Source organism: Vibrio sp. YT-16, assembly GCF_033337405.1.
GTDB lineage: Bacteria > Pseudomonadota > Gammaproteobacteria > Enterobacterales > Vibrionaceae > Vibrio > Vibrio alginolyticus.
Genome location: NZ_JAWOQQ010000013.1, coordinates 82,525 through 96,116, shown reverse-complemented (window position 1 = coordinate 96,116; position 13,592 = coordinate 82,525). Strand labels below are relative to the sequence as shown.

Genomic DNA, 13,592 nt, shown 5'->3' with positions numbered 1-13,592 from the left:
GATTAGTTTTTTTAATCTGAAACATTATAAAATGTCCGTTGTCGAACAGCCAGATAAATTCTATATTTCACCCCGCAACACGGGCCTGAACGGCTTGATTTCTTTGGAAATCAATTGGCTTCGTTGTTGCGATGTTGTGTTTGCAAACTCGTATTTCGAGTTAGGTAGATTTCTACCATAATGTTTTGTCCACACTCCCTGTGACAAAACATATACTTCCTGTATTTATTTTTGACCTGTCTGTCAAATTTGTTACACCGCCTAAATTAGGCGGTGTTTTTTTATCTATCAAAAATCTCATCCGCATATCTGGCAGCAATATCACTTTATTACTCTTCTTTCGGATTAATTATCGTTATATCAACACAAAGTGTATGGCTTTGCGATGAGCCTCAACATTATGCTAAGTAATGGTTGTCTGTAACGCGATCAAAAACAAAAAAGGCGCAAATTGATGTCTCAATTTGCGCCTTTTAACGTATTTTAACAGTCAGCTATGGACGGTAAACTTTTACGTTGCTGAAGCCTTGCTCTTGCAAGTAAAGCGCTTGCAGACGGCTCATCACACCGCGGTCACAGTAAAGTAGGTATGTCTTAGACTGGTCTAAGTCACCAAACTGTGTACCCAGCTTGTAGAAAGGGATATGTTTCACATCCACACCTTCGATTTCAAGTGGGTTATCGTCTTCCTCTTCAGGACTACGAATATCTAGCACAACCGCGTGCTCTTCTACCGCTTGAACTTGCTCTACTTCTGGTGCGGCTTGCTCAGACTCTTTCGCGATATCACGAATGTCCATCATGCGAGCTTCTTGAACCACTTGCTCAAGGATACTGAAGTCGAATTTCTCTTCTTCAGCTTCTAGCTTGCCTTTCACCGCTTTCACGGTTGGCTTCTTAGAGATAACACCACAGTATTCTGGCATTGTCTTTGCGAAATCTTCTGTGCCGATTTCACGTGCTAGATTGATGATGTCTTCTTTATCCCAGTTGATAAGCGGACGCAGAATCAGCGTGTCTGTTACGTTATCGATGTGGCGTAGATTGGTTAGCGTTTGGCTCGATACTTGACCTAGCGCTTCACCTGTTACCAATGCTTCGATCTTCATCTTCTGAGCGATCATGCCTGCTGCACGCATGAACATACGCTTCAAGATCACGCCCATTTGGCCGTCATCGACTTTCTCTAGGATTTCCGCAACCACAGGCTCGAAATCAACTGAGATAAAACGTACTTTTGCTGAAGAACCGTATTTGTTCCATAGGTAGTGAGAAACCTGCTTAACGCCGATTTCGTGTGCTGGACCACCCAAGTTAAAGAAGCAGTAATGTACTTTTGAACCACGCTTGATATGAAGATAGCTTGAAACACCAGAATCGAAACCACCCGAGATCAGGCTTAACACGTCTTCTTGCGTACCCAGAGGGAAACCACCTAGGCCTTTATGACGAGACAATACTTGGTTTAGCTTGTCGTTCGAGACTTCTACCTTGATCGTCACGTCTGGGTTTCGTAGCTTAACACTAGCGCTTTCAATCGCTTGATTTAAACCACCGCCTACATAACGCTCTAGTTCAATAGAGGTAAAGTCATGCTTGCCACGACGCTTCGCACGTACAACAAAGGTTTTATTTTCGAGTGCAGCACGGTTGAGTTCTAGCACTTGCTCGAAGATATCGTGCAAGTCTTTAAATTCAGTTTGCTTCACTTCCAGTACGTGGTGAATGCCTGGTGTATGAGTCAAAACCTCAAGAACTTCAGCGTGGAATTCGTTACTCTCAGAGGTCACTTCAATGTGATCACGACGGTTAAATACCGCGACAGACTCCGTGCGGCTCTTAATGATGTTACGAATGTTGCACTCTAAAATCTTTGTGAAGCGCTTACGCACAGATTCACTTTTTACAAAAATTTCTGGATGGGGCTTTACAATAAATTTCATAGTCTAATTCGCAGGTTAGTTTCGCAATCAACAAAGAGTGACACTCAACTTCAATACTTCATACGCAGTAAAACCGCGTTTCAGTCACAAAAAGTAGTCTGAGCTCACTTTTAAGGCGCAAGATTATACACCCAAGCGGATTGGAAAAACAAAAAAAGCGAGCAATCTGCTCGCTTTCTTGTCTCTTTACTGACTTAAAACTAAAGCCTAGTTATTGAATTACCGGCACTTCTTCACTGTAGAGAGGCTCGCCTTGCATAATGCTGATTTCAACCCGTCGGTTAAGTGCGCGATTGTCATCAGAATCATTCGGTAACAAGGGCTCCGTATCCGCCATGCCTCGTACTCTTAAACGTTGATGAGAGAAGCCTCTCACTTTCTCCATCTCTTGCGCGACTGATACTGCGCGCTGAGAAGATAGATCCCAGTTAGAGCGATAAAGTTCCGAATCTAGCGGTCGATTGTCTGTATGGCCAGATACTCGAACAATGCCTGGCACATCTTTTACTAGCTCTGCAATCTGACGAACTAAAGGGCGAAACTTAGGCTGCAAGAAGGCCGAACCTTCTGGGAATGCACCTTTTTCACGCATACGTATAACAATCTGCTGACCGAGGTTTTCAACTTCAATGGCGCCTTGTTCAATCTCTCGCTCTAAGGCTTTCTTGATGCTTTCCATCAAGGTTTCCATCTCTTGCGACATCTCTTTAGATTGCTGTTGCTGCATGTCCGCTTCGGCAGATTCATTGTTTTGAGTTGACGTTTCTGGCGATTGCCCACCCGTTAACTTGCCTTCATCACGTTTTGTGCCACCAGCTCGATCAGACTCCCCTTCATGAAATTCGAGCGTCTGCTGAGTGATGTCCATGGTTTGCTGCATGATGACATCAATCGGAGTTGGTTCCGGCCGACCCGGTCGAAACTCTTGGGCAATAATGCTAGTACCTTTGGGAATGTCTTTCACTTCAAGCTGATTTTGCACACCGAAGGCAAATTTCATTGATCCTGCAATTTGTTTGAACTTCAGTACATCCATCTCAGAAAACGAGAGTAGAAGAACAAAGAAACACATCAGTAGCGACATTAAGTCCGCGAATGTCCCCATCCATAACGGGAGACCGGGTGGCGGACAATCGCATTTGTTATCTTCATCATCCATCACTACTCTCCAAGTTACTCGTCAATCTCAAGGGCACGTTTACCTTCATTGAGGTAGTTCTTCAAGTAACTATCGATCACTCGCGGGTTTTGGCCATCTTGAATCGCTAATACGCCATCCATGATCAAACGGCGATTTAGCGTTTCTTGGTCACGGCGAAGAGAAAGCTTATCCGCAATAGGGAAAAACACCATATTGGACAGGATCGCGCCATACAATGTGGTCAAGAGTGCAACGGCCATTGCTGGTCCAATCGCTTTAGGGTCATCCATGTTTGAAAGCATCGCAACAAGACCAACCAAGGTGCCAATCATTCCCATCGCAGGAGCAACGTCGCCAAAGGCGCGAAATACGCCAGTACCTTGCGTATGTCGTTCATCCGTAAGCGCGATGTCTTTTTTGAGTGCCGCTCTCACAACGTCGGCATCATGGCCATCAACCAGTAGATCAATGCCTTTCTGCATGAATGTGTTGTTTATTTCCATCTCTTCAAGAGCAAGAAAACCACCTTTACGCGCCGCATCGGCCATTTCCACAATTTTTGCGATCAGGTCTTCGGGTTCATCCGCTTTAAACATGAAGGCTTTGCCAGCAATCTTTGTCGCACCAAAAAACTGTCCCATTGTGAACTTCATCAACACGACGAATATTGAGCCGCCAACGACAATAAGGATCGACGTGACATCGACAAACATGCCGATGCTGCCACCAAGCACCATCGCCATAATGACGAATGCAAAACCACCAATCAAACCTAATAGGGTTGCTAAATCCACAAAGCACTCCTCACGCTATACTCAAATACTGCCATTGGGCGGATTATTACCTGTATCGACAACTCGCGCAGAATTTTTAGAAAAATCTTAGCTAATGGATCACAAATTACACTTAACAACCTCAACCAAAATATGGGGTTTCATCGCTTAGACTCGTTGAACGCTAATTTTGTGACAATTATATAAGGTTAAATTTGACCAAGTTACTAGGCTAAGGTAACTTTCGTGCATCTTACCCGAGGCTTGATTAAGGCAGAAAAAAGATGGCGGTCAAGAAACCAGAAAACATGACCTTTGAAGCAACCATTGAAGAGCTTGATAGCTTGGTTGATCAATTAGAAAATGGCGATCTTGCTCTAGATGATGCCCTGCGTAAGTTTGAACGAGGCATTGCCTTAGCTCGTGCAGGCCAAACTAAATTAAGCGACGCCGAACAGCGCGTGAGCATTCTTCTTAGTGAAGATGATGAAGCACCACTGAGTGACTTCAAACCAGATTCAGAATAACAATCAGTAGTGAGCAATGTGATGCAACAGACATTGACGTCTTTTCAACAAAGAAACAATCAGCAATTGAATTTGTGGCTCGATCAGCTTCCATATCAAGAGCAGCCATTGATTCAAGCAATGAAATACGGCCTTTTGCTAGGTGGGAAACGCGTTCGCCCTTTTCTTGTTTACATCACAGGTCAAATGCTCGGCTGTAAACCTGAAGACTTAGACACCCCCGCCGCTGCTATCGAATGTATACATGCCTACTCACTCATTCATGATGATCTGCCAGCCATGGACGATGATGAACTGCGTCGAGGTCAACCAACTTGTCATATTAAGTTTGATGAAGCAACCGCAATACTGACAGGTGATGCACTACAAACTCTTGCCTTCACTATTATTTCTGATGGTCAATTAAGCTCGGCGGCAGAAGCTCAACGCATCAATATGATCAAAGCCTTAGCGCATTCCTCTGGTGCCAGCGGCATGTGTGTAGGGCAAGCCTTAGATTTAGGCGCGGAAAATCGCCTAGTTTCTCTTGAAGAAATGGAAGAGATACACCGTAAAAAAACCGGAGCTCTGATTGATTGTGCGGTAAAATTAGGTGCATTAGCTGCTGGTGAGAAAGGTATCGAGGTTCTACCTCACTTGGAGCGCTACTCAAAAGCAATTGGTTTGGCGTTTCAGGTTCAAGACGATATTCTTGATATCATCAGTGACACAGAAACACTGGGTAAGCCTCAAGGTTCCGACCAAGGTCTGAATAAGAGCACTTATCCTTCCCTGCTGGGTTTAGAGGGAGCCATAGAGAAAGCTCACACTCTGTTACAGGAAGCACTTCAAGCATTGGAAGCTATCCCATACAATACTCAGTTACTCGAAGAGTTCGCCCGATATGTCATCGAGCGCAAAAATTAACACTATAAGCGCGCATTTATATGACTCTTGATATTTCAAAGTACCCAACACTGGCGTTAGCAAATACACCGGAAGAATTACGTCTTCTTCCGAAAGAAACATTACCAAATCTGTGTGATGAACTGCGAACGTATCTGCTAAATTCAGTGAGCCAATCTAGCGGACACTTAGCGTCTGGCTTAGGCACCGTGGAGCTAACTGTCGCTCTGCATTATGTTTACAACACCCCTATCGACAAATTGATCTGGGATGTTGGTCATCAGGCTTACCCGCATAAAATCCTCACCGGACGTCGCGATAAAATGCCAACAATTCGCCAAAAGGATGGTCTACACCCTTTCCCTTGGCGTGAAGAAAGTGAATATGACACCTTATCTGTCGGCCACTCTTCGACATCGATTAGTGCAGGTCTTGGCATGGCCATCAGCGCACAAAAAGAAGGTAAAGGTCGCAAAATCGTCAGTGTGATTGGTGATGGCGCAATTACAGCAGGCATGGCATTCGAAGCCATGAACCACGCTGGCGACGTTCATCCTGATATGTTGGTGATTTTGAACGACAACGAAATGTCGATTTCAGAAAACGTCGGCGCCCTGAATAACCACCTTGCGAAAGTACTTTCTGGCAGCTTGTACACTTCTATCCGTGAAGGCGGCAAGAAAGTGCTGTCTGGTGTCCCACCTATTAAAGAGTTGGTTCGCCGTACGGAAGAGCACCTAAAAGGCATGGTAGTGCCTGGTACTCTGTTCGAAGAGTTCGGCTTTAATTACATTGGCCCGATTGATGGACACGACGTCAATGAACTCGTCAAAACGCTGAAAAATATGCGTGAGCTCAAAGGTCCTCAGTTCCTACACATCATGACCAAGAAAGGCAAAGGTTATGAGCCTGCCGAGAAAGATCCTATCGGCTACCATGGTGTTCCTAAATTCGATCCAACGCATAATTGTCTGCCGAAGAGCAGTGGCGGTAAGCCAACTTACTCAAAGATCTTCGGTGACTTTTTATGTGACATGGCGGCCCAAGATCCTAAGCTAATGGCAATTACGCCAGCGATGCGCGAAGGCTCGGGTATGGTGCGTTTCTCAAAAGAGTACCCAGACCAATACTTTGATGTGGCGATTGCTGAGCAGCACGCTGTAACACTGGCAACAGGCATGGCAATTGCGGGCGATCATCCAATCGTTGCTATCTATTCGACTTTCTTGCAACGTGGTTATGACCAATTGATCCACGACATCGCGATCATGGACTTACCAGTGATGTTTGCGATCGACCGCGCAGGTCTCGTTGGCGCAGATGGTCAAACTCACCAAGGTGCGTTCGATTTGAGCTTTATGCGCTGTATTCCGAACATGGTGATCATGGCGCCAAGTGACGAAAACGAGTGCCGACAAATGCTTTACACTGGCCATAAGCATTCTGGCCCGAGTGCGGTTCGATACCCTCGTGGTAGCGGCATGGGCGTAGAAATCGAAACTGAGTTTACCGCGTTAGAAATCGGTAAAGGGCGCATGGTTCGCCAAGGTGAAAAAGTTGCTATTCTGAGCTTTGGTACTTTCTTGGGTAACGCGCTAGAAGCGGCAGAATACCTTAACGCCACTGTTGCTGATATGCGCTTTGTGAAGCCGCTCGATGAAGCATTAATTCGTCAATTAGCCGCAGATCATGACGTGCTCGTGACGTTAGAAGAAAATGTTATCGCGGGTGGTGCTGGTGCTGGTGTCGTTGAGTTCATGATGAAAGATAAAATCATTAAACCTGTGTTGAACCTAGGTTTACCAGATGAGTTTATTCATCAGGGAACACAAGATGAACTGCATGAAGAGCTTGGCCTCGATGCAAAAGGAATTGAAAAATCCATCTTGGATTATTTAGCAAAATAGAATGTAAAAAGGGATGTTCATAACATCCCTTTTTTACGTTCAGTGTTTAGTTCATCCAGCCCGCATATTTTGCGACTAGAAACAGGGCAACACCGGCCATAACTCCCGCCACGATATCATCAACCATAATACCCAGCCCACCGTGAACTCGCTTATCTAGCCACCCAATTGGCCAAGGTTTTACCATATCGAAAAAACGAAATAAGATGAAGCCAGTGATCAACCACTTCCATTCAGTGAGTGGAATATTCAGTGCAGGTACAATGCTCATCGTAATCCAAAAGCCTGCAAACTCATCCCATACGATTGAACCATGATCATGCACCTTCATGTCTGCAGACGTCACTTGGCATATTTGAATGCCGATCACACACGAAATCAGAACAACAATGACATACGCCGTAAATGGTAATTGTGCCAACAACAAAAAGAAAGGCACGGCCGCCAGTGTGCCCATTGTTCCAGGGATAAACGGGGATAATCCACTGCCAAAACCCGTCGCCAATAGATGCCACGGGTTCTTTAATGAAATCAGAGAAAGAGGGTTGGTCATATCCTTAAACCTATACTGCTAGTTTGGTTTCAATCGTCATGCCTGTGAGTTGCTCAATAGTAACAGGCTCTTGGCTAGAGCTTAGCTCAGATCATTTAAAGTGGTCGAAGCCACTTAAGTCCCAATCAAGTGGTTGATTGTTATCATGCAGCTCGAAGGTTCCATTTGGTCGGATTTGACCAATACATGTGACCTTACAGCCAGTATGAGATAAAGCGCTTTGTAACGAGCCTCGATTTTGCTCCGGCACGGTAAAACACAACTCGTATTCTTCGCCACTTGCTAAAGCATACTGCTGCGCGCTGATCTTATCATCTAAAAACTGGACTAATTCTGAAGAGATCGGTAGCTGAGAGACATCAATACTCACCCCAACCTGAGATCGCTGTAAAATGTGCTTAATATCAGAGATTAAACCATCTGAAATATCTATCGCCGAAGAGGCTAGGCCAACAAGAGCTTGTCCAGCAAGCACACGCGGAGAACTAAGGTAATGAGCTCGCTCTAGTGCTTCCGCGCCGGCTCTGCTGCGCAGAGAGTCATCTAGAATCACATCCAAGCCAGCTTTTGCATCGCCAAGGTTTCCCGTTACGTATACCCAATCCCCAGGCTTGGCGCCGGATCGCGTGAGCGCTTTGTCTTCAGGTACAAAACCTTGCACCGTCAGTGTCAGACACAATGGGCCTTTGGTGGTATCACCGCCTATTAACTGAATACCATAGTAATCAGCCAGTTCGAAAAATGCATCACAGAAAGGTGCAAGCCATTCTTCATCTGGCTCAGGCATCGTTAATGCAAAGCTCACCCACGCAGGCGTTGCGCCCATCGCCGCCAAATCACTGATGTTAGAAGCCAATGCTTTGTGTGCGACCCATGCTGGGTTCGCGTCGGCTAAGAAATGCGTTCCAGCTACCAATGTATCCGTGCTAATCGCAATCTGAACATTAGCTGGCGCTTTGACCAAAGCGCAATCATCACCAGCGGCTAGATGGACATCTTTACGTTGGCTCTGACGACCGACGAAGTATTTGTCTATCAGATTAAATTCACCAGACATAATTCACTTACTTTTTGATGTAAAAGCTTTTGATACAAAAAAGGTCAGCATGTGCTGACCTTTTCATTGAAGAAATCGTTATTTCTTACGAATGTGAGGTGCTGCTTTATCAAGTACACCATTCACAAACTTGTGGCTATCTTCTGCTGCGAAAACTTTTGCAAGTTCAATCGCTTCATTGATAACAACTTTGTAAGGAACATCTTCGCGACGAGTCATCTCGTACATAGCAAGGCGAAGAAGAGCAAGTTCCATCATATCTAAATCCTGCATAGGACGAGAGATGTATGGACGAATTTTGCTATCTAGCTCAGCGTGGCTAAGTACAACACCGCTTAATAGTTCACGGAAGTAAGCTACGTCTGTCTCTGGAGCAGCAAGCGCTGGCTCAGATGCATGAAGTTCTTCTTCATCGTATTTGTCGCCAGACAAAAACTGTTCTTCAATCTTGGCAACATTCTCTTTAGTAATTTGCCATGAGTAGATCGCCTGTAGAGCGAATTGACGTGCGTTACGACGTGCGGCTGGTTTCACACTGGCCCCCATTAGGAATCAATTTCAGATAGTACATTAATCATTTCAAGTGCGCTTAGTGCAGCCTCTGCACCTTTATTACCAGCCTTGGTTCCTGCGCGTTCAATCGCTTGATCGATCGTATCAACAGTCAAAACACCAAATGCTACTGGAATGCTGAATTCCATAGACACTTGTGCTAGACCTTTGTTCATTTCACTACAAACATAGTCAAAGTGAGGCGTTCCACCGCGAATAACAGACCCTAGAGAAACAATAGCGTCGAATTTGCCAGTTTTAGCAACACGCTGAGCTACTAGAGGTAGTTCTACGGCACCTGGACAACGCACAACCGTGATGTTGTCTTCGCTTACTTGTCCGTGACGCTTTAGTGTATCGATCGCACCAGAAAGTAGGCTTTCGTTAATAAAACTGTTGAAACGAGAAATAACGATAGCAATTTTTGCATTTGGCGCTGGGAAGCCACCCTCGATCACTTTCATAAGCTTTCCTTTAACTCTATTTATAAGTGAAATATGTTCATCAAGTGAGAATCGCCGGATTCTAGCACAAATTTGTGAGCAATATCTAATGGAAATTGGAGGCAAATCACTGGTTCCTAGCCATTGACGAGTTAAGCACGTCAAAGACTAGGAACTTATTGTTCGGTTGTTACTCGCAGACGTACTCAACAACGTTCAGACCAAAACCACCTAACGCGTGGTACTTTTTGTTGGTCGATGACAGAAGACGCATATCATGTACACCGAGATCCGCAAGAATCTGTGAACCAACGCCAACACGGCGAGACGTGCCTTGTTTTTTAGCAAGCGTTGGTGCTTCACCTTTGTCTTGCGCTTCGAACATCTTCACGCGATGAATAAGTAGATCGGTCGATTCTTCATGGCCAAGAACAACCAGTACACCGCCCTCTTCACCAATGCGTTTCATTGCCTTATCTAGTGTCCAGCTGCGCTCTGCATTACGATCGCTACGTAGTAAGTCGGTAAAAACGTCTTGAAGATGAACGCGAACCAGTGGCGCTTTTTCTTTCAAATCGCCCTTGCACATTGCGTAGTGCACTTGGTTATCAATGGTGTCTTTGTACGTGACTAACGTGAACTCGCCAAACTCTGTCGGTAACTTGCACTCTGCCACACGTTCAATCGTTGTCTCAGTGTTATTGCGGTACTCAATTAGGTCGGCAATAGTGCCCAATTTAATACCGTGCTTCTCTGCAAAGATCTCTAGATCTGGGCGACGAGCCATGGTGCCGTCGTCATTTAAGATCTCAACAATCACCGATGCTGGCTCTAAACCAGCAAGACGAGCCAAATCACAGCCAGCTTCAGTGTGACCTGCGCGAGTCAGTACACCGCCGTCTTGAGCTGCGAGAGGGAAGATGTGACCAGGCTGCACCAAATCCGCAGCTTTAGCGTTTGGCGCGACTGCTGCTTGAACGGTACGTGCGCGATCTGCGGCTGAAATACCCGTCGTTACCCCTTCTGCTGCCTCAATCGAAACAGTAAAGTTGGTGGTGTATTGCGCATTATTGTCTTGCACCATTGGTGGCAGACCTAGACTTTCGCAACGATCTTTGGTCATGGTTAAACAAATCAGGCCACGGCCATAGGTTGCCATAAAGTTGATGGCTTCCGGCGTAATATGCTCGGCAGCCATGATCAAGTCACCTTCATTCTCGCGGTCTTCATCATCCATTAGGATGACCATTTTGCCTGCGCGAATATCATCAATAATTTCTTGTGGCGTACTGATTGGCATAGTCTGTTATCCCGTTATTCTAAATTTGTTATTGCGACAGCAATGAAAAATTACGTTGCAGTGAATGCTAGTTAGGTCAATAGTTTGAGCTTTGCATTAAGCAAGTCAATGAATCTCGCGGTGTTCTGTGAGTCTGCTCTTTATCGCATGCCTCACGCAGCCACTCCCAAGACTTATGCAAAACCGTTTTGCTGTAAAAAGTCCATCGTGATACGAGACTCGGCCTTATCTTCTTGTTGTCCTTGCAGTAAACGCTCCATATAACGCGCAAGTACATCAACTTCCAAGTTGACTTTGCGCCCCACTTGAAACTGGTCAATCGTAGTTTCTTCACTCGTATGAGGAACGATCGTCAGCTTAAAAGCATTTTTACGTAAGTCGTTGACGGTTAGGCTAATACCATCAACAGTAATCGAGCCTTTCTCTGCAACGTACTTGCTAATTTCCGCAGGCATTGCAACCCAAAACTCTATCGCACGGCCAACTGAATTGCGTTCGACAATTTCACCAACCCCATCGACATGGCCAGAAACGATATGTCCACCCAATCGCGTTGTTGGCAACATGGCTTTTTCTAGATTCACCTTATCGCCTACTTGGTATTCAGCAAACCCCGTTTTCTTCAAGGTTTCTAATGACAAATCAGCACTGTAATAGTGGCTTCCGAAGTCAACTACCGTTAAGCAAACACCATTGGTCGCAATGCTATCGCCTAACTTAACGTCTGACATATCAAGCGTACCCGTTTCAACCGTGACGGTGATGTCTTCGCCCTTCGGCGTAATCGCAGCTAACTTGCCAACTGCTTCTACTATTCCTGTAAACATACTATTTCTTATCTAATTTCATTACGTTTTATGGTGGCGGTGATGCGAATGTCTACCCCAACCATACGAACGTCTGTAATGTTTAAATCTATGACGTCAGCCATAGCGCTTAACCCTAAAGCACCGATAAGCCCCCGACCATCGCTGCCCATGAGTTTTGGCGCAAGGTAAACAATGAGCTCATCTACAAGATTAGCCTTTATCATCGCACTCGCTAGCGTAGCTCCAGCTTCAACCCATAAGTGATTGATATGGTGCTCATCAGAGATACGTTTTAATGTCGTTGATAAGTCAATTTGGTCAGCGCTGTCCAATAGAGGGATACAGTCTCCATCAGAGCGAACAATAACTCGCTCTCCATCGGTATGGAACAGCTTGAGCGCATCAGTTAAACGGTTCTGACGATCTAAGATTACACGTACTGGTTGACGAAGCTCTTCTTGTAAATACTGCGCTTGAACACTATTAGGTAAGTCATCCCAGCGCACGTTGAGTGATGCATTATCATCAATCACCGTTTTGCTAGTAGAAAGAATGCCACCACTCATTGCTCGATAACGCTGCACATCTTGGCGGGCCGTTGGGGAGGTGATCCATTGGCTCTGACCATTATTGAGTGCGCTTTGCCCATCCAAACTGGCCGCCATTTTTAATTGAACAAACGGCATGCCTGTACGCATGTACTTTATAAAACCAGGGTTAAGGGCAAGGGCATCTTGCTCTAACAAGCCGATTTGAACTTCAATTCCGGCATCACGTAACATCTGGATGCCGCGACCTGCAACTTTCGGGTTTGGGTCTACCATGGCGCAAACCACACGTGCCACTTTCGCTTTAATCAGCCCTTCGGCACATGGCGGTGTACGGCCGTAATGAGAGCAAGGTTCTAGCGTCACATAAGCGGTTGCACCAACTGCTTTTTCACCCGCCATGCGCATCGCGTGCACTTCGGCATGCGGCTCACCAGCACGATGGTGATAGCCTTCACCGACAATTTCTTCATCACGAACGATGACACACCCTACATTTGGATTAGGGGCGGTGGTATAAATGCCACGTTTCGCTAACTTAATAGCTCGTGACATCATGGCGAAATCTAAATCAGAAAACGCGCTTTCAGGAGTGTGTTGAGTCATGAGCTACTCAGTCTTCTAGGCGGGCAATCTCTTCGCCAAACTCGCGAATATCTTCAAAGCTGCGGTAAACGGAAGCGAAACGAATGTAAGCCACCTTATCGAGCTCTTTGAGCTGGTCCATGACTAAATTACCAATCATTTCACTCGGAACCTCTCGCTCACCCGTCGCACGCAGTTGTGATTTGATCATACTGATCGCTAACTCTATAGAATCGGCACTCACTGGGCGTTTCTCTAAAGCTCGTTGAATACCGCCAACCATTTTATCTTCATCAAATGGTTCACGGTTGCCATTCGATTTGATCACTTTAGGCATCACTAACTCTGCGCTTTCAAACGTAGTGAAACGCTCGCTACACGCCAAGCACTGACGGCGACGTCGAACTTGATGGCCATCAGCCACTAAGCGGGAATCAATAACTTTGGTATCGTTCTCGGAACAAAAAGGACAATGCATATCACCTCCATATCTATACCAAAATAACCTCATGAGCAATCACGGATAACCACGCGTTCATGGTTATACGGACTCTATTAAAGCTATTTGG

Annotated in this window: 14 protein-coding genes; 3 read left to right on the top strand and 11 right to left on the bottom strand. The window is 45.6% G+C overall.

Going from position 1 to position 13,592, the window contains the following annotated elements; genetic code table 11:
- Positions 1-494: 494 nt before the first annotated feature.
- The 3 genes from thiI to pomA form a co-directional block, all read right to left on the bottom strand.
- Positions 495-1,943 (bottom strand): tRNA uracil 4-sulfurtransferase ThiI, encoded by a 1,449-nt coding sequence (gene thiI / locus R7F07_RS18780; protein ID WP_005383617.1) that lies wholly within the window; start codon positions 1,941-1,943, stop codon positions 495-497.
- A 211-nt stretch (positions 1,944-2,154) separates the two neighbouring features.
- Positions 2,155-3,102, bottom strand: a complete 948-nt coding sequence (locus R7F07_RS18775; protein ID WP_005383619.1) for a flagellar motor protein MotB — start codon at positions 3,100-3,102, stop codon at positions 2,155-2,157.
- Between the two features lie 14 nt (positions 3,103-3,116).
- A complete protein-coding gene (gene pomA / locus R7F07_RS18770) occupies positions 3,117-3,878 on the bottom strand; it encodes a flagellar motor protein PomA (protein ID WP_005381564.1) in 762 nt (253 codons plus the stop codon).
- A 263-nt stretch (positions 3,879-4,141) separates the two neighbouring features.
- On the opposite strand from pomA, the gene xseB reads away from it, so the two are divergent.
- Genes xseB through dxs form a run of 3 tightly spaced genes read left to right on the top strand, consistent with a single transcriptional unit; the run spans position 4,142 to position 7,176 of the window.
- Positions 4,142-4,384, top strand: a complete 243-nt coding sequence (xseB, locus tag R7F07_RS18765) for an exodeoxyribonuclease VII small subunit (protein WP_005381566.1) — start codon at positions 4,142-4,144, stop codon at positions 4,382-4,384.
- 21 nt (positions 4,385-4,405) lie between these two features.
- Entirely contained in the window at positions 4,406-5,290 is an 885-nt protein-coding gene (gene ispA, locus R7F07_RS18760) for a (2E,6E)-farnesyl diphosphate synthase (RefSeq protein ID WP_042521208.1), read from the top strand.
- A gap of 20 nt (positions 5,291-5,310) precedes the next feature.
- Entirely contained in the window at positions 5,311-7,176 is a 1,866-nt protein-coding gene (gene dxs / locus R7F07_RS18755; RefSeq protein WP_005381568.1) for a 1-deoxy-D-xylulose-5-phosphate synthase, read from the top strand.
- 46 nt (positions 7,177-7,222) lie between these two features.
- Here dxs and pgpA read toward each other — a convergent pair whose 3' ends face one another.
- From pgpA to nrdR, 8 genes are all read right to left on the bottom strand, one after another.
- Positions 7,223-7,729 carry a phosphatidylglycerophosphatase A gene (gene pgpA / locus R7F07_RS18750; RefSeq protein WP_031780838.1) on the bottom strand — a complete coding sequence of 169 codons (507 nt, stop codon included), beginning with the start codon at positions 7,727-7,729 and terminating at the stop codon, positions 7,223-7,225.
- A gap of 91 nt (positions 7,730-7,820) precedes the next feature.
- A complete protein-coding gene (gene thiL, locus R7F07_RS18745; RefSeq protein WP_005381570.1) occupies positions 7,821-8,786 on the bottom strand; it encodes a thiamine-phosphate kinase in 966 nt (321 codons plus the stop codon).
- A gap of 78 nt (positions 8,787-8,864) precedes the next feature.
- Positions 8,865-9,332 (bottom strand): transcription antitermination factor NusB, encoded by a 468-nt coding sequence (gene nusB / locus R7F07_RS18740; RefSeq protein ID WP_005381571.1) that lies wholly within the window; start codon positions 9,330-9,332, stop codon positions 8,865-8,867.
- The gene (gene ribE, locus R7F07_RS18735; protein ID WP_005381572.1) at positions 9,332-9,802 is read right to left on the bottom strand and encodes a 6,7-dimethyl-8-ribityllumazine synthase; all 471 of its coding nucleotides are present in this window, start codon (positions 9,800-9,802) and stop codon (positions 9,332-9,334) included. Before ribE ends, nusB begins: the two co-directional genes overlap by 1 nt.
- Before the next feature lie 169 nt (positions 9,803-9,971).
- Positions 9,972-11,081: a bifunctional 3,4-dihydroxy-2-butanone-4-phosphate synthase/GTP cyclohydrolase II gene (ribBA, locus tag R7F07_RS18730; RefSeq protein WP_005381573.1), complete on the bottom strand. Its 1,110-nt coding sequence runs from the start codon at positions 11,079-11,081 to the stop codon at positions 9,972-9,974.
- A 173-nt stretch (positions 11,082-11,254) separates the two neighbouring features.
- Positions 11,255-11,908, bottom strand: coding sequence for a riboflavin synthase (locus tag R7F07_RS18725; protein ID WP_005381574.1), 654 nt, complete (start codon positions 11,906-11,908; stop codon positions 11,255-11,257).
- An 8-nt stretch (positions 11,909-11,916) separates the two neighbouring features.
- On the bottom strand, positions 11,917-13,044 hold the full coding sequence (ribD, locus tag R7F07_RS18720; protein WP_025768890.1) for a bifunctional diaminohydroxyphosphoribosylaminopyrimidine deaminase/5-amino-6-(5-phosphoribosylamino)uracil reductase RibD: 1,128 nt from the start codon (positions 13,042-13,044) through the stop codon (positions 11,917-11,919).
- A 7-nt stretch (positions 13,045-13,051) separates the two neighbouring features.
- Positions 13,052-13,501 carry a transcriptional regulator NrdR gene (gene nrdR / locus R7F07_RS18715; RefSeq protein ID WP_005381578.1) on the bottom strand — a complete coding sequence of 150 codons (450 nt, stop codon included), beginning with the start codon at positions 13,499-13,501 and terminating at the stop codon, positions 13,052-13,054.
- Positions 13,502-13,592 lie beyond the last annotated feature (91 nt).